Origin of the sequence: Enterobacter cloacae complex sp.6700776, from assembly GCF_048284255.1 — a bacterium.
In the GTDB taxonomy this organism is placed as follows: Bacteria; Pseudomonadota; Gammaproteobacteria; order Enterobacterales; family Enterobacteriaceae; genus Enterobacter; species Enterobacter intestinihominis.
Window position 1 is genome coordinate 69,069 of the sequence record NZ_JBLVYK010000007.1, and the last position, 21,255, is coordinate 90,323.

A 21,255-nucleotide genomic window follows, 5' to 3' on the forward strand; every position below is an offset into this window, starting at 1 on the left:
GTAAAAGCATTACAGGGCTGCAATAACCGCCTGCTGCTCGATCAGTTTGGTCTTCGCATCGGCGAAGGCAACCAGACGCTCACGCTCTTTGGCGATGACCGCTTCCGGCGCGCGGGCCACAAAGCCCTCGTTCGCCAGTTTGCTTTCGATTTTGCCAATTTCCACGTCGACTTTCGCCACTTCTTTCGCCAGACGAGCCAGCTCAGCGTCTTTGTCGATCAGGCCCGCCATCGGGATCAACAGCTCCGCGCCGTCGATAATTTTGGTCACGGAAACCGGACCTTTATCATCGGCAGGCAGCACGGTGATGCTTTCCAGACGCGCCATGGTTTTCAGGAAGGTGTTGTTCTCGGTGACGCGACGAACGGCAGCTTCGCTGCAACCGCGCAGCAGCAGCTCCAGTGGTTTACCCGGAGCGATGTTCATTTCCGCGCGGATGTTACGTACCGCAACGATCGCCTGTTTCAGCCACTCGGTATCCGCAGACGCGGCTTCATCCACTTTCGCGGCATCGAATGCCGGGAACGGCTGGAGCATGATGGTATCGGCGTTAATACCGGCAATCACCTTCACGCGCTGCCAGATGGTTTCGGTGATGAACGGAATGATCGGGTGCGCAAGGCGCAGCAGACCTTCCAGGACGGTAATCAGCGTATTACGCGTACCGCGCAGCTCTGCCTCAGTGCCGCCGTTCATGACCGGCTTCGCCAGCTCCAGATACCAGTCACAGAACTGGTTCCAGGTGAATTCGTACAGGATGCCTGCCGCGATGTCGAAGCGGTAGCTGTCCAGCGCGTCGCGGAACGATTTCACCGTCTGGTTAAATTCCGCCAGGATCCAGCGGTCTGCCAGAGACAGGGGCATTTCGCCGCCGTTAAATCCGCAATCCTGATCTTCGGTGTTCATCAACACGAAGCGGCTGGCGTTCCACAGCTTGTTACAGAAGTTACGGTAACCTTCGAGACGCTTCATATCCCAGTTGATGTCACGACCGGTGGAGGCCAGCGCCGCCAGGGTGAAGCGCAGGGCGTCGGTACCGTGAGATTCGATCCCGTTCGGGAACTGCTTCTCGGTACGCTTGCGGATTTTCTCCGCCAGCTGCGGCTGCATCATGTTGCCGGTACGTTTTTCCAGCAGCTCTTCCAGAGAGATACCATCAACCATGTCCAGCGGGTCGATAACGTTACCCTTGGATTTGGACATCTTCTGGCCTTCGTCGTCGCGGATCAGGCCGGTCATGTAAACGGTATGGAACGGAACCTGCGGCTTGCCATCTTCGTCTTTGATGAAGTGCATGGTCATCATGATCATGCGGGCGATCCAGAAGAAGATGATGTCGAAGCCGGAGACCATCACGCTGGTTGGGTGGAACTGACGCAGCGCGTCGGTGTTTTCCGGCCAGCCGAGGGTCGAGAAGGTCCACAGCGCGGAAGAGAACCAGGTATCCAGCACGTCTTCGTCCTGGCGCAGCGCAACGTCAGCGCCCAGGTTATTTTCCTGACGCACTTCCTCTTCGGTGCGGCCAACGTAGACGTTGCCTTCATTGTCGTACCACGCCGGGATACGGTGACCCCACCACAGCTGACGGGAGATACACCAGTCCTGAATATCGCGCATCCAGGAGAAGTACATGTTTTCGTACTGCTTCGGCACGAACTGAATGCTGCCGTTCTCAACCGCTTCCACAGCCGGTTTCGCCAGCACGTCGGCACGCACGTACCACTGGTCGGTCAGCATTGGCTCGATAACCACGCCGCCACGGTCGCCGTACGGCACGGTCAGATCGTGAGGTTTAATCTCTTCCAGCAGGCCGAGCGCGTCAACGGCGGCTACGACGGCTTTACGCGCGGCAAAGCGCTCCAGCTTCTGGAACTCAGCCGGGATGTCGCTGGAATAAACGTCGGATTCGTTGCCTTTGGTGTCGTACACTTCTGCGCTTTCGCGGATATCGCCGTCGAAGGTCAGAATGTTGATCATCGGAAGTTGATGGCGACGACCGACTTCATAGTCGTTAAAGTCGTGCGCCGGGGTAATTTTCACGCAGCCGGTGCCTTTTTCCATGTCGGCGTGTTCGTCGCCCACAATCGGAATACGGCGGTTCACCAGCGGCAGCACCACAAATTTGCCGATCAGATCTTTATAGCGCGGATCTTCCGGGTTAACGGCCACGCCGGTATCGCCCAGCAGGGTTTCCGGACGGGTGGTCGCCACCACCAGGTAATCTTTACCGTCTGCGGTTTTTGCACCGTCGGCCAGCGGGTAGCGGATGTGCCACATGGAGCCTTTAGACTCGCGGTTTTCCACTTCCAGGTCAGAGATGGCGGTACGCAGTTTCGGGTCCCAGTTGACCAGGCGTTTGCCACGGTAAATCAGGTCTTCTTTGTACAGGCGCACGAAGACTTCTTTCACGGCGTTGGACAGGCCTTCGTCCATGGTGAAGCGCTCACGCTCCCAGTCCACGGAGTTGCCGAGACGGCGCATCTGACGGGTAATAGTGCCGCCGGATTCCGCTTTCCACTGCCAGATTTTGTCGATAAACGCGTCGCGACCGTAGTCGTGGCGGGTTTTACCTTCTTCAGCGGCAATTTTACGCTCAACCACCATCTGGGTCGCGATACCCGCGTGGTCAGTCCCCGCCTGCCACAGGGTGTTTTTACCCTGCATACGCTGGTAGCGGATCATGGTATCCATGATGGTCTGCTGGAAAGCATGCCCCATATGCAAACTGCCGGTGACGTTCGGCGGCGGGATCATGATGCAGAAGGACTCTTTGCTTTCGTCGCCGTTAGGCTTGAAATAGCCCTGCTGTTCCCAGTGCTCGTAAAGCGGCTGTTCGATATCGCGTGGGTTATATGTCTTTTCCATTATTTCCAGGTTGCCGTATTCAGGTTAAAACCGGCCAGGCGGTACGCTTTGTAGCGTTCGCGCGCCAGCTGTTTCAAAGATTCTTCGTAAGGGACAAAGTCTACCACTTCTGTGAAAGCGGTGGCAAAATCTGCAAAGTCTGTCCGCAGGCTAATGAGAATATCGCGCGCGCTGCTGTTGCGTTTTTGCGGCCAGGCAATCTCCACCGGTGCCCCGCCGCGTGGACCTTCGCCCGACAGGTTATGCGGAACAAAACTCTCCGGCGGGCGCGCCCATAGCGCTTCATCCAGACGAATCGCCTGCTGCTCATCTTCACAGGCAATCAGGACGCGTTTACCTGCGCGCCAACGTTCTGCGGCAATTTCACACACCAGTTGTTCAACGGCGCTGAGGCCATCCTGATGGGTGTCATTGTCCAGAAGGTAGAACGTTGCATTCTTCATATATGGGGTTTCTTGTCGTGGATTTAAATGCAAAGCCGGGTGGCGCTACGCTTACCCGGCCTACGGTTGAGTGACGTTGTAGGCCGGGTAAGGCGAAGCCGCTACCCGGCGTTTTTCATCACTCGTCGCCGTTAAAACCCGCGCGATTGAGCAGGAACTGCGACAGCAGCGCCACCGGACGTCCGGTCGCGCCTTTGGCTTTACCGGAGCGCCATGCGGTCCCCGCGATGTCCAGGTGCGCCCAGTTGTACTTGCGGGTGAAGCGCGCCAGGAAGCAGCCTGCGGTAATTGCGCCGCCAGGACGACCACCAATGTTCGCCATATCCGCGAAGTTAGACTCCAGCTGTTCCTGGAACTCGTCCCCCAGCGGCAGACGCCACGCGCGGTCGCCAGCCTGTTCGGACGCGCCGATCAGCTCATGCGCCAGCGGATTGTGGTTCGACATCAGGCCGGTGATGTGATGCCCCAGCGCAATCACGCAGGCGCCGGTCAGGGTAGCTACGTCGATAACCGCTTCAGGTTCGAAACGCTCAACGTAGGTCAGCACGTCGCACAGCACCAGACGGCCTTCGGCGTCGGTGTTCAGCACTTCAACGGTCTGGCCGGACATGGTAGTCAGCACATCACCCGGGCGATAAGCGCGGCCGCCAGGCATGTTTTCGCAGCCCGCCAGCACGCCGATCACGTTGATGGGCAACTGAAGTTCCGCGACCATGCGCATGACGCCGTAAACCGCCGCCGCGCCACACATGTCGTACTTCATCTCATCCATGCCTTCTGAAGGCTTGATGGAGATACCGCCGGAGTCGAAGGTCAGCCCTTTGCCAACGAGCACGATCGGACGCGCGTCTTCAGACGGATTGCCTTTGTATTCGATGACCGACATCAGGGATTCGTTCTGGGAGCCGTTACCGACCGCCAGATAAGAGTGCATCCCCAGCTCTTTCATCTGCTGTTCGCCGATAACGCGGGTGATGACGTTCTTGCTGTAGGCGTCAGCCAGCTGGCGCGCCTGTGACGCCAGGTACGCGGCGTTACAGATGTTTGGCGGCATATTGCCAAGATCTTTTGCCGCTTTAATACCGGCAGCAATCGCCAGACCGTGCTGAATGGCGCGCTCGCCGCTGGTCAGCTCGCGACGGGTCGGCACGTTAAAGACCATTTTACGCAGCGGGCGACGCGGCTCGCTTTTGGTGGTCTTCAACTGATCAAAGCTGTAGAGGCTCTCTTTTGCGGTTTCGACGGCCTGGCGTACTTTCCAGTACGTGTTGCGGCCCTTAACGTGCAGCTCCGTGAGGAAGCAGACGGCTTCCATCGAACCAGTATCATTCAGTGTATTAATGGTTTTCTGAATAACCTGCTTGTACTGGCGCTCATCAAGCTCACGTTCTTTACCGCAGCCAATCAGCAGAATACGCTCGGACAGGACGTTTGGAACGTGGTGCAGCAACAGGGTCTGCCCTGGTTTGCCTTCCAGTTCGCCACGGCGCAGCAGGGCGCTGATATAGCCGTCGCTGATTTTATCGAGTTGCTCGGCGATCGGGGAGAGTCGGCGTGGTTCAAAGACGCCCACAACGATGCAGGCACTCCGCTGTTTCTCCGGGCTACCGCTTTTTACACTGAACTCCATGCACTACGCTCCTGAATCTTAAAGACAACGGCGGCGGCTACGGATAGAATTGAAACCTTTCGTAACTCATGTCCGCCGTTGTGGTGACTTCGTGTTAATCTTACGTTACTACGGTTTCGACACGTCAATAAATGTCATGAAGCGCGAATCCGCCGGGTTTTTTAATCTTAGCGATGATTTCGACGACTCAAGAGAATAAATGACGTTTAAGCCATGAAACAAGCTAAATTCCTGCATAAGACGAGTTTTAACGGGCGTATTTAAAGTGATAATCATAAGATATCTGGTTCGGGAGACGCTGAAGAGCCAACTGGCGATCCTCTTTATCCTCCTTCTGATCTTTTTCTGTCAGAAGCTGGTCAGGATCCTCGGCGCGGCAGTTGATGGCGAAATCCCAACGAATCTGGTGCTTTCCCTGCTCGGGCTTGGCGTGCCGGAAATGGCGCAGCTTATCCTGCCGTTAAGCCTGTTCCTTGGTCTGCTGATGACCTTGGGTAAGCTCTATACCGAAAGTGAAATCACCGTGATGCATGCCTGCGGCCTCAGTAAGGCCGTACTGGTAAAGGCAGCCATGGTGCTGGCGCTGTTTACGGGCATTGTTGCCGCGGTTAACGTCATGTGGGCGGGGCCGACCTCGTCCCGTCATCAGGATGAGGTGCTGGCGGAAGCAAAAGCTAACCCGGGGCTGGCGGCGCTGGCGCAGGGACAGTTCCAGCAGGCGACCGACGGTAACTCCGTGCTGTTTATCGAAAGCGTCGATGGCAACCGCTTCAATGACGTGTTTCTTGCTCAACTGCGCCCGAAAGGTAACGCGCGCCCTTCTGTGGTAGTGGCGGATTCCGGTCAGCTGGCGCAGCGTAAAGACGGCTCTCAGGTTGTCACGCTGAACAAAGGAACGCGTTTCGAAGGCACGGCTATGCTGCGTGACTTCCGTATCACCGATTTCCAGAACTACCAGGCCATTATTGGTCACCAGGCCGTCGCGCTCGATCCAACGGATACCGAGCAGATGGATATGCGCACCTTAATGAATACTGATACCGATCGTGCGCGTGCTGAACTGCACTGGCGTATCACGCTGGTATTCACCGTATTTATGATGGCGCTGATGGTGGTTCCGTTGAGCGTGGTAAACCCGCGCCAGGGCCGCGTGCTGTCGATGCTGCCAGCGATGCTGCTGTATCTGGTGTTCTTCCTGCTGCAAACCTCAATCAAGTCTAACGGCGGGAAAGGTAAAATTGACCCGATGATCTGGACCTGGGTCGTGAATGGTTTGTATCTGCTGCTGGCAGTCGGACTCAACTTGTGGGACACGGTGCCTGTGCGTCGTCTTCGTGCCCGGTTTACGCGTAAAGGAGCCATCTAATGCAGGCGTTTGGCGTACTTGACCGCTATATCGGTAAAACAATTTTTACCACCATCATGATGACCCTTTTCATGCTGGTGTCGCTCTCGGGCATTATCAAATTTGTCGACCAGCTGAAAAAAGCCGGGCAGGGGAGTTACGACGCGTTGGGCGCCGGGATGTACACCCTGCTCAGCGTACCAAAAGATGTGCAGATCTTCTTCCCGATGGCGGCCCTGCTGGGTGCGCTGCTGGGCCTGGGGATGCTGGCTCAGCGTAGCGAACTGGTGGTGATGCAGGCATCGGGCTTTACCCGTATGCAGGTTGCGCTGTCGGTGATGAAAACCGCGATCCCGCTGGTGCTGCTGACCATGGCGATCGGCGAATGGGTCGCGCCGCAGGGCGAACAGATGGCGCGTAACTACCGTGCTCAGGCGATGTACGGCGGTTCTCTGCTCTCCACGCAGCAGGGATTATGGGCGAAAGATGGCCAGAACTTCGTCTATATCGAACGCGTGAAAGGGGATGACGAGCTGGGTGGCGTGAGTATCTATGCTTTCAATAACGATCGTCGTTTGCAGTCAGTGCGTTATGCCGCCTCTGCTAAATTTGATGCAAACAACAAGCTGTGGCGGTTATCCCAGGTTGATGAATCTGACCTGACTAACCCGAAACAGATCACCGGTTCGCAGACCGTTAGCGGTACCTGGAAAACCGACCTGACGCCGGACAAGCTCGGCGTCGTGGCGCTTGACCCCGATGCGCTCTCCATCAGCGGTCTGCATAACTACGTGAAGTATCTGAAATCGAGCGGGCAGGATGCGGGGCGTTACCAGCTCAACATGTGGAGCAAAATCTTCCAGCCGCTGTCCGTGGCGGTGATGATGCTGATGGCGCTGTCGTTCATCTTTGGACCGCTACGTAGCGTGCCGATGGGGGTTCGCGTGGTAACCGGTATCAGCTTTGGTTTCGTGTTCTACGTCCTCGATCAGATTTTTGGTCCGCTGACGCTGGTGTATGGCATTCCGCCAATTATCGGCGCGCTGTTGCCGAGCGCCAGTTTCTTCCTGATCAGCCTCTGGATGCTGCTAAAACGCTCCTGATAAACCTTCTTCCTCGCTCCCGCTTGCCCGGGGGCGAGGCTAATCTCCTGTTTCACCCCGCACTTTTTCTCACAACCTTCAACGCCTCGCCGTGAATTTGAGTATTATTGAGCGATAAAGTCGTGAAGGGATCCTCTATGAAGCAAATTCGAATGCTGGCCCAGTACTACGTCGACCTGATGATGAAGCTCGGGCTGGTGCGTTTTTCCATGCTGCTGGCGCTGGCGCTGGTCGTTCTGGCCATCGTCGTGCAAATGGCCGTGACCATGGTTCTGCATGGTCAGGTCGAGAGCATCGACGTGATCCGCTCTATTTTCTTTGGCCTGCTGATCACCCCATGGGCGGTCTATTTCCTCTCCGTGGTGGTTGAGCAGCTGGAAGAGTCCCGACAGCGTTTATCGAAACTGGTGGATAAGCTGGAAGAGATGCGCGAGCGCGATCTTAAACTCAACGTTCAGCTCAAGGACAACATTGCCCAGCTGAATCAGGAAATTTCAGACCGTGAGAAGGCGGAAGCCGAGCGTCAGACCACGCTGGAGCAGCTGAAAATTGAGATGAAAGAGCGTGAGGTCACGCAGATCCAGCTTGAACAGCAATCCTCTTTCCTGCGCTCGTTCCTCGATGCGTCGCCGGATCTGGTGTTCTACCGTAATGAAGATAAAGAGTTCTCCGGCTGTAACCGGGCCATGGAACTGTTGACCGGGAAAAGCGAAAAGCAGCTGATACACCTGAAACCTCAGGATGTCTATTCCGAAGAGGCGGCGGCAAAAGTGATGGAGACGGATGAAAAGGTCTTCCGCCATAACGTCTCGTTGACCTATGAGCAGTGGCTGGATTATCCCGACGGGCGCAAAGCCTGCTTTGAAATCCGCAAAGTGCCTTATTACGACCGGGTGGGTAAACGTCATGGTCTGATGGGCTTTGGCCGTGATATCACCGAGCGTAAGCGATATCAGGATGCGCTGGAGCGCGCCAGTCGTGACAAGACCACCTTCATCTCCACCATCAGCCATGAGCTTCGTACGCCGCTAAACGGTATCGTGGGGCTGAGCCGTATTCTGCTGGATACCGACCTGACCAGCGAGCAGGAAAAATACCTCAAAACGATCCACGTCTCGGCGGTCACGCTGGGCAATATCTTCAATGATATTATCGACATGGATAAGATGGAGCGACGTAAGGTTCAGCTCGACAACCAGCCGGTTGATTTTACCGGCTTCCTCGCGGACCTGGAGAACCTGTCAGGTTTGCAGGCCCAGCAGAAAGGGTTGAGCTTCGTGATGGAACCGACGCTGCCGCTGCCGCATAAAGTGGTGACGGACGGCACGCGTCTGCGTCAGATCCTGTGGAATCTCATCAGCAACGCCGTGAAGTTTACCCAGAAGGGACAGGTTGCGGTGCGCATTCGCTATGATGAGGGGGACATGCTGCACTTTGAAGTTGAGGACTCGGGTATCGGCATTCCTCAGGATGAGCAGGATAAGATCTTCGCCATGTATTATCAGGTTAAAGACAGCCACGGCGGTAAACCGGCGACCGGCACGGGCATTGGCCTGGCGGTGTCGAAACGTCTGGCGAAAAGTATGGGTGGGGATATCACCGTTGCCAGCCAGCCGGGTAAAGGCTCCACCTTTACGCTTACCGTCCACGCCCCTGCTGTTGCTGAAGAAGTGGAAGATACGTTTGAGAACGATGATATGCCGCTTCCAGCCCTGCACGTCCTGCTGGTTGAAGATATTGAGCTGAACGTCATTGTCGCCCGGTCGGTACTGGAAAAACTCGGTAACAGCGTGGATGTCGCGATGACCGGCAAAGCCGCGCTGGAGATGTTCACGCCGGGCGAGTACGACCTGGTGCTGCTCGATATTCAGCTACCGGACATGACCGGGCTGGATATCTCCCGCGAGCTGACGCGCAAATATGCTCCTGACGAGCTGCCGCCGCTGGTTGCGTTGACCGCAAACGTGCTGAAAGATAAAAAAGAGTACCTCGAGGCCGGTATGGACGATGTGCTCAGCAAGCCGCTGGCAGTACCTGCCCTGACGGCGATGATCAAAAAGTTCTGGGATACCTGTGATGAAGAGGAGAGCACCATGACGTCTGTTGATAGCGCTAAAACCCAAACGATACTGGATACCGCCATGCTGGAGCAGTATATCGATCTGGTGGGACCCAAACTGATCACCGATGGCCTGGCCGTGTTCGAAAAAATGATGCCGGGCTATCTGAACGTGCTCGAATCCAACCTGACGGCGCGTGACCAGAAGGGCATCGTCGAAGAGGGACATAAAATCAAAGGCGCAGCTGGTTCAGTCGGGTTACGCCATCTCCAGCAGCTGGGCCAGCAGATTCAGTCGCCTGATTTACCTGCCTGGGAAGATAACGTAGGTGATTGGGTTGAAGAGATGAAACAAGAGTGGCAAAACGATGTGGCAGTGCTGAAAGCCTGGGTAGAATCCCGAAAAAAATGACCCCGGCTATACCGGGGTGCGCGAATACTGCGCCAACACCAGGGAAATCGTGGCTGCGCCTGATTTTTATGGGTTGTTTTCGCATGGACGCCGCCTGAAAATTAAGGCCGCACGCAGATAAGATAGCAAATCTTAAACAGTTTGTTACATGAATCAGTGAAATGTGTGAAGCATAGCGTTTTAATCAGAATTTTTAATGTGCTTCAGCGAGTTGCATAGAAGGATCGTCAGAATGAAGAAAGTGGGTGTCGTGCTGAGCGGATGTGGCGTTTACGATGGTTCAGAGATACATGAAACCGTATTAACGCTGCTGGCATTATCGCGCCAGGGGGCCGACGTTATCTGCTTCGCTCCGGATAAAACGCAGGCAGACGTGGTTAATCATCTTACCGGCGAGCCAATGGAGGAAAGCCGTAACGTGCTGATTGAAGCGGCACGTATTGTGCGCGGGGATATTCATCCGCTGGTACAGGCCGATGCGGCTGAGCTAGATGCACTCATCGTGCCGGGCGGCTTTGGCGCGGCGAAAAACCTGAGCACGTTTGCAACGCAAGGCGCGGCGTGCCATGTCGATCCCGATTTGAAAGCGCTATCGCTGGCGATGCATGCGGCAGGTAAGCCGCAGGGCTTTATCTGCATTGCGCCAGCCATGCTGCCGAAGATTTTTGATTTCCCGCTGCGGCTCACGATCGGAACCGACATTGATACTGCTGAAATTGTCGAAGATATGGGCGGCGAACACGTGCCATGTCCGGTAGACGACATTGTGGTGGATGAGGACAATAAAATCGTCACCACACCGGCGTATATGCTGGCGCAGAACATTGCCGAGGCTGCTGCAGGCATTGAAAAGCTGGTGGACAGAGTGCTGGTTCTTACCGAATGAGCCGTAAATTATCCTCTGGCGGGTGGTTAAAACGGATCCTGCTGCGTATTGTGCTGGTCCTGGCCGTTTTTTGGGGCGGAGGCATTGCGCTGTTCAGCATCCTGCCCGTCCCGTTCTCGGCCGTGATGGCAGAGCGGCAGATTAGCGCCTGGCTCTCGGGTGATTTTGGCTATGTTGCCCACTCAGACTGGGTCGGCATGGATGAAATCTCCCCGTGGATGGGGCTGGCGGTCATTGCGGCAGAAGATCAGAAATTCCCGGAGCACTGGGGTTTTGACGTGGCGGCTATCGAGAAGGCGCTGGATCATAATGAACGTCATGAAAACCGCGTCCGCGGTGCGTCGACGCTTTCTCAGCAGACGGTAAAAAATCTGTTCTTATGGGACGGTCGCAGCTGGGTGAGAAAAGGGCTGGAGGCCGGGCTGACGCTGGGCGTCGAGACGGTGTGGAGCAAAAAACGCATTTTGACCGTCTACCTGAATATCGCGGAGTTTGGTGACGGCGTGTTTGGCGTCGAAGCGGCATCGCAGCGCTATTTTGGCAAGCCCGCCAGCAGGCTGACTATGTCCGAAGCGGCACTGCTTGCCGCCGTGCTGCCGAACCCGCTGCGTTTTAAGGCCAGCGCGCCGTCAGGCTACGTGCGAAGCCGCCAGGCGTGGATTATGCGCCAGATGCGTCAGCTGGGTGGGGAAGGCTTTATGGAGCGAAATAATCTTATGTAAAGCGGGTAAGCGCAGCGCTACCCGCCGACGTGGCGAACGTTAATCTTCGTCAAACCCGGCGTTAAACAGGGCAATCACTGCCGCCAGCGCTTCTTCTTCCTGCGGGCCGGTGGCTTCAACTTCAATCTGGCGGCCTTTGGCAGAATCCAGCATCAGCAGCGCAATCACGCTGTTGGCTTCTGCCTCGGTTCCCTCATCGTTGCGCAGCAGCACCTCAGCATCAAAACCCTGCATCAGTTCAAACAGCTTCATCGCCGGGCGCGCATGCATGCCCAGCTTATTGGTGATTTCGACGGTCTGTTTTACGGTCATGTTTTACGTTTTTCCAGCGTGCGATGACGGGACTGAACGTTCTTCCCGCGTGAGCGGAAGTAATCGGCCAGCTGTTCGGCAATGTAGACCGAACGATGTTTACCGCCGGTACAGCCAATCGCCACCGTCAGGTAGCTACGATTGTTTGTCTCCAGCATAGGTAACCATAGCTCAAGGTAGCTTCGCGTCTGGTAGATAAAATTGTGTACTTCTGTGTGTCGGTCGAGGAACGCCGCCACCGGCTTATCCAGACCGGTCATCGGACGCAGTTTCGGATCCCAGTGTGGGTTCGGCAGGAAACGCACATCAAAAACGTAATCCGCATCGATAGGGATACCGTGCTTAAAGCCGAAGGATTCAAACACCATCGTCAGTTCGCGCTCGCGCTTGCCGAGTAAGCGCGTACGCAGCATTTCCGCCAGCTCGTGGACGGACATTTCAGAGGTGTCGACAATCAGGTCGGCCCGGGAACGCAGCGGCTCAAGCAGATCGCTCTCTTTATCGATGGCGCTTTCCAGCGAAAGATTTTTACTGGAGAGCGGATGCAAACGACGTGTATCGCTGTAACGGCGGATCAGCGTGTTGCGGTCAGCGTCCAGGAACAAGAGCTGAGGCGAGAAGCACTCCGGCAGGCTGTTCATTGCCTGCTCGAAGATTTCCGGCGATTCCGGCATGTTACGCACGTCAATACTGACGGCGGCAGAGATTTGCCTGTCCGCCAGCGTCCGCGCCAGATCGGGTAACAGCACTACCGGCAGGTTATCTACGCAGTAAAATCCCATGTCTTCCAGCGCGCGCAGGGCCACGGACTTCCCGGACCCCGAACGACCGCTGACGATCATCAGCACCATGTTCCGTTTCTCCTCAGGGAAGCCGTTCTGAAGGCCCTTTCCCGATTATGCCTCATCCTGATTGCCTTCTGCTTCAGTGATAATTTGATAAAGCTCTTCATCACTTTGAGCTGAGCGCAGTCGACGACAAATGGTTTTATCCGCCAGACGTTTGGCAACCAGCGACAGCGTGTGCAGGTGGGTTTTGGTCTGATCGGCAGGAACCAGCAGCGCGAAGAGCAGATCCACAGGCTGGTTATCGATGGCGTCAAAAGCGATAGGCGTTTCCAGTTGCACAAACACCCCCACGGCACGCAGCGTATCTTCTTCCAGCTTGCCATGCGGGATCGCAATGCCATTGCCGATGCCGGTACTGCCCATTTTTTCACGGGTCAGAATGGCTTCAAACACGATCTGCGGCGGCAGACCCAGCTGTTTTGCGGCCAGCTCACTGATGATTTCCAGCGCACGTTTTTTGCTCTGGCAGTGAACGCCACTGCGGGTACAATCCTGGTTAAGGACATTGCTCAGTTGAAGAGCGGAATCGTTGTTTATCATAATTTCACCTAAGCGCTAACTGTACAAATGGCCTGTTGTGTTTCACAACAGGCCGTCCTGCACCCGTTAACTGCCCGGACAATTAGTGTTGTTTCAGTTTATCTTTATGTTTATTGAGCTGTCTCGCAAGCTTATCAATCAAGCCGTCGATAGCCGCGTACATGTCTTGCCCTTCCGCACTGGCATGAAGTTCCCCTCCGTTGACGTGCAGGGTCGCATCCGAGATATGCGTCACTTTCTCCACTTTCAACACAACATAGACCTGGTTGATCCTCTCGAAATACTGCTCGAGTTTCGCGAACTTAGCGTTTACAAAATCGCGTAAAGCCTCAGTAATTTCGACGTTATGTCCGGTGATATTGAGCTGCATAGTGTCTTCCTTATCGGTTGTGTCAAACCAGTTGTTTACGCTGGTTAGACGGCGGAATGGATAAAGACTCTCGATACTTCGCGACAGTACGGCGTGCCACCATAATACCCTGATCGGACAGCATGGTGGTTAACTTACTGTCACTGAGTGGCTTCGCGGGGTTCTCCGCGGCGATCAACTTCTTCACCAGTGCGCGAATAGCTGTTGACGAGGCTTCGCCGCCGCCTTCGGTGTTCACGTGGCTGGAGAAGAAATACTTAAGCTCAAAAATACCGCGTGGGCTGTGCAGATACTTCTGCGTGGTCACGCGGGAAATGGTTGATTCATGCATCTCGACGGCCTGGGCGATGTCCGCCAGCACCATCGGTTTCATAAACTCTTCGCCCTGCTCAAAGAATGCCTGCTGCTGTTCGACAATACAGCGGCTGACGCGCAGCAGCGTGTCATTACGGCTTTCCAGACTCTTAATCAACCAGCGTGCTTCCTGAAGGTTGCTGCGAATGTATTGATTATCAGCGTCGTTACGGGCGCTGGTGCACATGGAGGCGTATTGCTGGTTGATTTGCAGGCGAGGAATGCTGTCGGCGTTCAGTTCAACGACCCAGCGGCCATTGTGTTTTCTCACCAGCACATCAGGAATAACGTATTCCGGTTCGCTGGTCTGGATAGATTGCCCCGGACGCGGATCGAGTGACTGGATCAGATTCACCGCTTCCTTCAGCACCTCTTCTTTGAGGCGCGTGACGCGCATCAGGGTGCGGAAGTCGTGATTTGCCAGCAAATCCAGATGCTCGCTGATGATGAGCCGGGCTTCGTCAATCCACGGTGTCTCTTTGGCAAACTGCGAAAGCTGGATCAGAAGGCAGTCGCGCAGATCTTTCGCGGCGACGCCAATCGGGTCGAAACGCTGAACGCGTTTCAGGACGGCTTCGATCTCTTCCAGTTCAATCTCGTCATCGCCGATGCTTTCCAGAATCTCGTCCAGCGTCACGGTCAAATAGCCCGTGTCGTCAACGGCATCGACAATCGAGGTGGCAATGGCGCGATCGGTATCGGAGAAAGGCGTCAGCTCCACCTGCCACATCAGGTAGTCCTGAAGCGACTGGGTAGTTTCGCCCTGGTAGACCGGGAGTTCATCGTCCTGGTAATCTGCACGCGTCCCGGAAGGGGTACCCGCGGTGTAGATTTCATCCCAGCTGGCATCCAGCGGCAGTTCCTCCGGCATCTCTTTCTGTTCGAGCGCATCTACGGAGTCGAGCGTTTCTGTGTCCTGCGTCTGCTGAGCGTCTACCTCGTCATGAAGATCGGTTTGCTCCAGCAGCGGATTGCTGTCCAGCGCCTGCTGGAGCTCCTGCTGGAGTTCTAACGTGGACAGCTGCAACAGACGGATTGCCTGCTGGAGCTGCGGCGTCATGGCCAGTTGCTGGCTGAGCCGTAATTGCAAACCTTGCTTCATGTTCAGAGCGTTTTTCTCCGGTTCGGCGTGACTTAACCTCTACCCTATCAGAGTCTGAAGTCTTCCCCAAGGTACACGCGCTTAACATGCTCATCTTCGAGGATTTGCTGCGGCGTACCGTGGGCAATCAGATGGCCCTGGCTCACTATGTAGGCGCGCTCACACACGGCCAGCGTTTCACGAACGTTGTGGTCCGTGATCAGCACGCCAAGCCCGCTGTCGCGCAGGTGCTCAATAATACGTTTGATATCGATAACGGAGATGGGGTCAACGCCCGCAAACGGTTCATCCAGGAGGATAAATTTCGGGTTTGCTGCCAGCGCGCGCGCAATCTCAACGCGGCGGCGTTCACCACCGGACAGCGCCTGACCGAGGCTGTCACGCAGATGTTCGATATGAAACTCTTCCATCAGCTCGTTCGCACGGTCAGTGCGCTGCTCGCTGGTCAGATCGTCACGGATCTGGAGCACGGCCATCAGGTTGTCGAACACGCTTAAGCGGCGGAAGATGGAGGCTTCCTGCGGCAGATAGCCGATGCCACGACGCGCGCGGGCATGCAGTGGCAGCAGGCTGATATCTTCATCATCGATGATGATGTTGCCGGCGTCACGCGGGACGATGCCCACCACCATGTAGAAGGTCGTGGTTTTACCCGCCCCGTTAGGGCCAAGCAAACCCACGATTTCGCCGGAGTTGACGGTCAGACTGACATCTTCGACGACGCGGCGGCCCTTATACGCTTTTGCGAGGTTTTTTGCAGTTAAAGTTGCCATAACGAATTAGTTACTCTTTTTCTGTGCCGGAGCCTGGCCGTTGTTCTTGTCCTGCAATTGCGAAGGCACAAGAACGGTCGTGACGCGTTTGCCTTTTTCACTGGAGGCCTGCATTTTCTGCTCTTTCACCAGATAAGTGATCTTGTCGCCTTTGATATTGCTGTCCAGCTGTTCCAGGTAAGCATTACCGGTCAGGATGACCAGATCCTTCGCCAGTTCATAGTGCATATGCGAGGCATGGCCTTTCACCGGCTTGCCGTTGTCCTGCATCTGGTAGAAGGTGGCCGGGTTACCATAACCATCGATAATCTCTTTGCCCTGCTCGCCGCCCGGTCGGGTAACGACCACTTTGTCGGCGTTGATTTTGATGGTGCCCTGGGTCATGACCACGTTGCCAGTAAAGGTGACGACGTTACCCTGCATATCCAGAGACTGGGTATCGGATTCAATATGAATCGGCTGTTCGGTGTCGCCAGTCACAGCAAGCGCGGGAAGACTGGCCGCCAGCAGCGCGCTGGCGATAACAACTTTAAGGCTGAGTTTGTTTGTTTTGAATTTCATAGGAGGTTCTAACCTTTTCAATCAGCTCGGCGTTTTTGCTGCGTAAGTTCCCGCGCATTCTTAAACCGCTGGAATTAAATGTTGTGCCATACAGGGTGACTAAATCCTGCGACGTGACATCCTGGGTGACCAGGTTGATCTGGGCGTTATCCGTCGTAATTTTTCGCAGTTGCGCGTCAGCAGTCAGGGCGTTGACTTCAACGTGACCATACAGGTAAAGCATACGGTCATTTGTCAGTTTTGCCCGGTCAGACTTGATAGACCACGTCGGCACTTTGTCCGTATCAAAGGTGGTCATGACCGGTTGGGTAAACCACGAAGTACCGTCATCTGAAAAATATTCTACATGCTGAGCAACGAGGCGATAGTTCAGCGCGCCTTCCGGGCTATAGACCACGGTGTCGCTGTGATCGCTTTTATAGGTCGGGTCGCTCGTGTTAACCACTTCCGCTTGCGTATCTTCGCGGTCAGCGAGGTTTACGCCAATCAGTACCAGGGCGACAAGCGCAAGCAGAATGATAACCCAACGTCTGGTTTTACTCATATCGATTGCCCTTTCGCCTCATCAAGCTTGCCCTGCGCCAGCAGAAGCAGATCGCAGACTTCACGGACGGCGCCGCGGCCACAGTGAATATGGGTAACATAATCAGCACGCGGGATCAGCAGCGGGTGCGCGTCAGCCACGGCGATGCTCAGACCCACCTCCGCCATGACTGGCCAGTCGATCAAATCATCCCCGACGTATGCCACATTCTCTGGTGCAATGGCCAGTTTTCCCAACAGATCCCGGAAGGCTACCATCTTATCAGACTGCCCCTGATAGAGATGGGTAATGCCCAGCGTTTCACACCGATCTTCTACCAGTTTAGCTTTCCGCCCGGTGATGATTGCAACTTCAATACCGGACGTGAGCGCACAGCGGATACCGTAACCGTCGCGAACGTTAAAGGCTTTCAGCTCTTCGCCGTTATTGCCCATATAAATCAGACCGTCGGAGAGCACACCATCCACATCGAGGATCAGCAGGCGGATATTTTCCGCCTTTGCCATCATGTGGGCGCTCACCGGGCCATAACAGGTTGCAAGGGATGCACCCGCATTACTCATTGTCTTATCCTTCATTACACTACGCCAGCGCGCAGCAGATCATGCATATGTACCACACCCAGCAGTTGGTCGCCATCGGCAACCATCACTGAGGTAATATGACGGGACTGCATCAGGTTCAGTACATCTACCGCCAGCGTGCCCGGACGGACGCGGATCCCGCCGGGTGTCATTACATCAGCGATGCCCAGCATTCGGACATCCACACCCATATCGAATACCCGGCGCAGGTCGCCGTCGGTGAAAATGCCCTGAATCTTCATCAGATCGTCGCAGATAACCGTCATGCCCAGGTTTTTACGGGTGATCTCCAGTAACGCGTCGCGCAAAGAGGCCTCTTTGCTGACATGCGGGATCTCATCCCCGGTGTGCATAATATCGTTGACCCGCAGCAGCAGTTTGCGCCCGAGCGCGCCGCCGGGGTGAGACAGAGCGAAATCTTCAGGCGTAAAACCGCGGGCTTCCAGCAGCGCAACGGCAAGGGCATCGCCCATCACCAGCGCGGCGGTTGTGCTGGAGGTCGGCGCCAGCCCCAGCGGACAGGCTTCTTTCGGCACCTTCACGCACAGGTGAATATCTGCCGCACGCGCCATGCTGCTTTCCGGGCGGCTGGTCATGCAAATCAGCGGTACGCGCAGACGCTTCAGCACCGGGATCAACGCCAGGATTTCATTCGATTCCCCGGAGTTGGACAGCGCAATAACCACGTCCTGCGGCGTAACCATGCCGAGGTCACCGTGCGCGGCTTCACCGGGATGAACGAAGAATGACGACGTGCCGGTACTGGCAAAGGTCGCCGCCATTTTGCGCCCGATATGGCCGGATTTGCCCATCCCCATCACCACGACTTTACCGGCGCAGTAGAACATCTTCTCACAGGCCAGACTAAAATCCTGATTAATGTACTGATCTAACTGCGCCAGACCTTCACGTTCAATCTCCAGAACGTCTTTGCCTGCTTTCTGAAAGTCAAAACCCGGCTGCAATTCTATTTGCGACATAATGCGTTTCCGTTTACCCAGAGAGAAGTGGCGAGAGCCAGTACAGCATCGCCAGCCATACGATAAATCCACCCGTCAGCAGCGCGCCCGCGCCTTTGCCGATCTGCTCTTTTCGCCGCCAGCAGAGCAGGGCGAAAATTACGCTGACCAGCAGCATCACACCGTAATCGCGCGTGAAGACCATAGGGTTAAACGGCCCCGGTGAGATTAATGCCGGCAGCCCCGTCACGATCGCGATATTGAAAATATTCGAGCCAATGATATTGCCGATGGCGATATCATCTTCCCCTTTACGTGCCCCGGCGATGGCGGTAGCCAGCTCTGGCAGGCTGGTGCCGATGGCGATGACCGTCAGACCGATTGTCAGTTCGCTCATCGCAAACGCGTTCGCCAGCACCGTCGCGTTATCGACCACCATCCGCGTGGCCATTGGCATTATGATCAGCGCGACGCCCAGCCACAGCAGGGCGACGGGTAAGGTCCCTTCCCGTGGCAGCTCGGCGAGATGCTCACGCGTGAGGCTATCATTACCCTGTTTTTCCGCCAGACGTGCGATCTTCACGCTGTAAAGCAACCAGATCACGGCCAGGGCGAGCAGGAATATACCGTCACCGACGCTCAGCACCCCGTCATAAAGCACATAGCCTGCCAGCAGACTGACGACTAACATTAGCGGCAATTCACGACGCAAAACATCGGAATGTACGCGAAATGGATGCAGTAATGCGGCTAAGCCTAAAATCAGCAAGATATTGACGATGTTAGAGCCAATCGCGGTGCCAATAGCGAGGTCGACCTGGCCATGCAACGAGGCTGAAACAGAAACGATGATTTCAGGAAGCGATGTGCCTACACTGACCACCGTCATCCCAATAATGATGGGCGGCATGCCAATGAGTCGACAGAGAATGGATGCGGCAAAGACCAAACGGTCAGCACTGTAGACCACCAACAGTAAACCAATTATTAACAGTGCTGTTGCTAAAAGCATCAAAAGTCCTTTCTTCAGGTATACTCGCTGGTCCACTGCGCACGAATTTTAGCGCCAGATGAAGTCTGAGACGTGACGAATTCCTAATTTTGACTTTATGCGCCGGAAAAGTAAAACAAATGCCAGCTTTCGCTAACCCCAATAGTGAATATTCTGTAAAAATGCGGGGTTTAGGGCTGATTTACGCTTCATGCCAGCAGTGAAGCAAGGTAAGTAAGGAACCATAAATGAGCCAAACGATGGCGAATATAGTCGATGTCCGGGGCGTCAGTTTTTCTCGCGGCAACCGGGTGATATTTGATGATATTTCGCTGACCGTGCCGCGCGGTAAAATCACCGCCATCATGGGGCCGTCAGGGATCGGTAAAACGACGTTGCTGCGTCTTATCGGCGGGCAAATCCCCCCTGATAGCGGCGAAATTCTCTTCGACGGTGAAAACGTCCCGGAGATGTCTCGCTCGCGCCTCTACACGGTTCGCAAACGGATGAGCATGCTCTTTCAGTCGGGTGCGCTGTTCACCGATATGAACGTATTTGACAACGTGGCCTATCCGCTGCGTGAGCACACCCATCTTCCTCCTGCGCTGTTGCACAGCACGGTGATGATGAAGCTCGAAGCTGTGGGGTTGCGGGGGGCTGCGAAACTTATGCCGTCCGAACTCTCGGGTGGGATGGCGCGCCGCGCCGCGCTGGCGCGTGCTATTGCCCTGGAACCCGATTTAATCATGTTCGATGAACCGTTCGTCGGGCAGGACCCTATCACCATGGGCGTGCTGGTGAAGTTAATCTCGGAGCTGAACAGCGCCCTTGGCGTCACCTGCGTGGTGGTTTCCCACGACGTTCCGGAAGTGCTGAGTATTGCTGATTACGCCTATATTGTGGCTGACAAAAAGATCGTCGCCCACGGCAGCGCTCAGGCGTTGCAGGAGAATGGCGATCCGCGCGTGCGGCAGTTCCTGGACGGTATCGCAGATGGGCCGGTGCCTTTCCGCTATCCGGCGGGCGACTATCATGACGATTTACTGGGAATAGGGAGTTAATCCACTCATGCTGTTAAATGCGTTGGCGGGTCTTGGACACCGTGGCCTAAAAACCATCAGTACGTTCGGGCGTGCCGGATTAATGTTGTTCAACGCGCTGGTTGGCAAACCGGAGTTCCGCAAGCATGCGCCGTTACTGGTGCGGCAGCTTTATAACGTCGGTGTGCTGTCGATGCTTATCATCATCGTGTCGGGTCTGTTTATTGGCATGGTGCTGGGGTTGCAGGGGTATCTGGTGCTGACAACCTACAGCGCGGAAACCAGCCTTGGCATGCTGGTGGCGCTCTCGCTGCTGCGTGAACTCGGGCCGGTTGTAGCAGCGCTGCTGTTCGCCGGGCGTGCCGGATCAGCGCTGACGGCTGAAATTGGCCTGATGCGCGCCACAGAGCAGCTCTCCAGTATGGAGATGATGGCGGTCGATCCGCTGCGCCGGGTGATCTCGCCGCGCTTCTGGGCCGGGGTTATCTCCTTGCCGTTACTGACTATCCTCTTTGTGGCGGTAGGTATCTGGGGAGGCGCGCTGGTTGGCGTCAACTGGAAAGGCATTGATGCCGGGTTCTTCTGGTCTGCCATGCAGGACGCCATCGATCTGCGGATGGATCTGGTGAACTGTCTGATCAAGAGCGTGGTTTTCGCTGTGACGGTTACCTGGATTGCGTTGTTTAATGGTTACGATGCCATTCCGACGTCGGCGGGCATTAGCCGTGCAACGACGCGTACTGTCGTACATTCGTCGCTGGCCGTTTTAGGTCTGGATTTTGTGCTCACCGCACTGATGTTTGGGAATTGAG

At 55.6% G+C, this 21,255-nt stretch carries 21 protein-coding genes; 7 read left to right on the top strand and 14 right to left on the bottom strand.

What is annotated here, in order from left to right; genetic code table 11:
• Positions 1-9 precede the first annotated feature (9 nt).
• The 3 genes from ACNQ0T_RS12810 to pepA all read right to left on the bottom strand — a co-directional run bounded on the left by ACNQ0T_RS12810 (position 10) and on the right by pepA (position 4,938).
• Entirely contained in the window at positions 10-2,865 is a 2,856-nt protein-coding gene (locus ACNQ0T_RS12810; protein WP_417930113.1) for a valine--tRNA ligase, read from the bottom strand.
• On the bottom strand, positions 2,865-3,308 hold the full coding sequence (gene holC, locus ACNQ0T_RS12815) for a DNA polymerase III subunit chi (protein WP_003861884.1): 444 nt from the start codon (positions 3,306-3,308) through the stop codon (positions 2,865-2,867). The genes ACNQ0T_RS12810 and holC overlap by 1 nt, the downstream gene beginning before the upstream one ends.
• A 118-nt stretch (positions 3,309-3,426) precedes the next feature.
• Complete coding sequence (gene pepA / locus ACNQ0T_RS12820; RefSeq protein ID WP_003861882.1) at positions 3,427-4,938, bottom strand: leucyl aminopeptidase; 1,512 nt, start codon at positions 4,936-4,938, stop codon at positions 3,427-3,429.
• Positions 4,939-5,203: 265 nt separating this feature from the next.
• Here pepA and lptF point away from each other — a divergent pair, with 265 nt between their 5' ends.
• The 5 genes from lptF to mtgA all read left to right on the top strand — a co-directional run bounded on the left by lptF (position 5,204) and on the right by mtgA (position 11,465).
• The gene (gene lptF, locus ACNQ0T_RS12825) at positions 5,204-6,304 is read left to right on the top strand and encodes an LPS export ABC transporter permease LptF (RefSeq protein WP_000584142.1); all 1,101 of its coding nucleotides are present in this window, start codon (positions 5,204-5,206) and stop codon (positions 6,302-6,304) included.
• On the top strand, positions 6,304-7,386 hold the full coding sequence (lptG, locus tag ACNQ0T_RS12830; protein WP_022649534.1) for an LPS export ABC transporter permease LptG: 1,083 nt from the start codon (positions 6,304-6,306) through the stop codon (positions 7,384-7,386). The genes lptF and lptG overlap by 1 nt, the downstream gene beginning before the upstream one ends.
• A 137-nt stretch (positions 7,387-7,523) precedes the next feature.
• Positions 7,524-9,857, top strand: coding sequence for an aerobic respiration two-component sensor histidine kinase ArcB (gene arcB / locus ACNQ0T_RS12835; RefSeq protein ID WP_032626426.1), 2,334 nt, complete (start codon positions 7,524-7,526; stop codon positions 9,855-9,857).
• 232 nt (positions 9,858-10,089) lie between these two features.
• Entirely contained in the window at positions 10,090-10,743 is a 654-nt protein-coding gene (gene elbB / locus ACNQ0T_RS12840) for an isoprenoid biosynthesis glyoxalase ElbB (protein WP_417930115.1), read from the top strand.
• Positions 10,740-11,465 carry a monofunctional biosynthetic peptidoglycan transglycosylase gene (gene mtgA / locus ACNQ0T_RS12845; protein ID WP_417930116.1) on the top strand — a complete coding sequence of 242 codons (726 nt, stop codon included), beginning with the start codon at positions 10,740-10,742 and terminating at the stop codon, positions 11,463-11,465. Before elbB ends, mtgA begins: the two co-directional genes overlap by 4 nt.
• A 39-nt stretch (positions 11,466-11,504) precedes the next feature.
• Here the strand turns inward: mtgA and npr are convergent, their stop codons facing one another.
• The 11 genes from npr to ACNQ0T_RS12900 form a co-directional block, all read right to left on the bottom strand.
• Positions 11,505-11,777, bottom strand: a complete 273-nt coding sequence (npr, locus tag ACNQ0T_RS12850; protein WP_003861872.1) for a PTS phosphocarrier protein NPr — start codon at positions 11,775-11,777, stop codon at positions 11,505-11,507.
• Entirely contained in the window at positions 11,774-12,628 is an 855-nt protein-coding gene (rapZ, locus tag ACNQ0T_RS12855; protein ID WP_003861870.1) for an RNase adapter RapZ, read from the bottom strand. Before rapZ ends, npr begins: the two co-directional genes overlap by 4 nt.
• Before the next feature lie 45 nt (positions 12,629-12,673).
• On the bottom strand, positions 12,674-13,165 hold the full coding sequence (ptsN, locus tag ACNQ0T_RS12860) for a PTS IIA-like nitrogen regulatory protein PtsN (protein ID WP_003861869.1): 492 nt from the start codon (positions 13,163-13,165) through the stop codon (positions 12,674-12,676).
• An 82-nt stretch (positions 13,166-13,247) separates the two neighbouring features.
• Entirely contained in the window at positions 13,248-13,535 is a 288-nt protein-coding gene (hpf, locus tag ACNQ0T_RS12865; protein WP_014171818.1) for a ribosome hibernation promoting factor, read from the bottom strand.
• A 22-nt stretch (positions 13,536-13,557) separates the two neighbouring features.
• Positions 13,558-14,991 carry an RNA polymerase factor sigma-54 gene (gene rpoN / locus ACNQ0T_RS12870; protein WP_022649530.1) on the bottom strand — a complete coding sequence of 478 codons (1,434 nt, stop codon included), beginning with the start codon at positions 14,989-14,991 and terminating at the stop codon, positions 13,558-13,560.
• A 47-nt stretch (positions 14,992-15,038) separates the two neighbouring features.
• The gene (gene lptB / locus ACNQ0T_RS12875) at positions 15,039-15,764 is read right to left on the bottom strand and encodes an LPS export ABC transporter ATP-binding protein (protein ID WP_003861862.1); all 726 of its coding nucleotides are present in this window, start codon (positions 15,762-15,764) and stop codon (positions 15,039-15,041) included.
• Positions 15,765-15,770: 6 nt separating this feature from the next.
• Positions 15,771-16,325 (bottom strand): lipopolysaccharide ABC transporter substrate-binding protein LptA, encoded by a 555-nt coding sequence (lptA, locus tag ACNQ0T_RS12880; RefSeq protein WP_006812136.1) that lies wholly within the window; start codon positions 16,323-16,325, stop codon positions 15,771-15,773.
• Positions 16,294-16,869, bottom strand: a complete 576-nt coding sequence (lptC, locus tag ACNQ0T_RS12885) for an LPS export ABC transporter periplasmic protein LptC (RefSeq protein ID WP_022649529.1) — start codon at positions 16,867-16,869, stop codon at positions 16,294-16,296. Before lptC ends, lptA begins: the two co-directional genes overlap by 32 nt.
• A complete protein-coding gene (kdsC, locus tag ACNQ0T_RS12890) occupies positions 16,866-17,432 on the bottom strand; it encodes a 3-deoxy-manno-octulosonate-8-phosphatase KdsC (RefSeq protein ID WP_417930117.1) in 567 nt (188 codons plus the stop codon). Before kdsC ends, lptC begins: the two co-directional genes overlap by 4 nt.
• A gap of 14 nt (positions 17,433-17,446) precedes the next feature.
• A complete protein-coding gene (kdsD, locus tag ACNQ0T_RS12895; protein ID WP_417930118.1) occupies positions 17,447-18,433 on the bottom strand; it encodes an arabinose-5-phosphate isomerase KdsD in 987 nt (328 codons plus the stop codon).
• Positions 18,434-18,446: 13 nt separating this feature from the next.
• Entirely contained in the window at positions 18,447-19,424 is a 978-nt protein-coding gene (locus ACNQ0T_RS12900; RefSeq protein WP_003861852.1) for a calcium/sodium antiporter, read from the bottom strand.
• A gap of 227 nt (positions 19,425-19,651) precedes the next feature.
• Between ACNQ0T_RS12900 and mlaF the strand changes: the two genes are divergently transcribed.
• Positions 19,652-20,464 (top strand): phospholipid ABC transporter ATP-binding protein MlaF, encoded by an 813-nt coding sequence (gene mlaF, locus ACNQ0T_RS12905; protein WP_022649527.1) that lies wholly within the window; start codon positions 19,652-19,654, stop codon positions 20,462-20,464.
• Between the two features lie 7 nt (positions 20,465-20,471).
• The gene (gene mlaE, locus ACNQ0T_RS12910; protein WP_003861848.1) at positions 20,472-21,254 is read left to right on the top strand and encodes a lipid asymmetry maintenance ABC transporter permease subunit MlaE; all 783 of its coding nucleotides are present in this window, start codon (positions 20,472-20,474) and stop codon (positions 21,252-21,254) included.
• The last annotated feature ends 1 nt before the right edge of the window (position 21,255 follow it).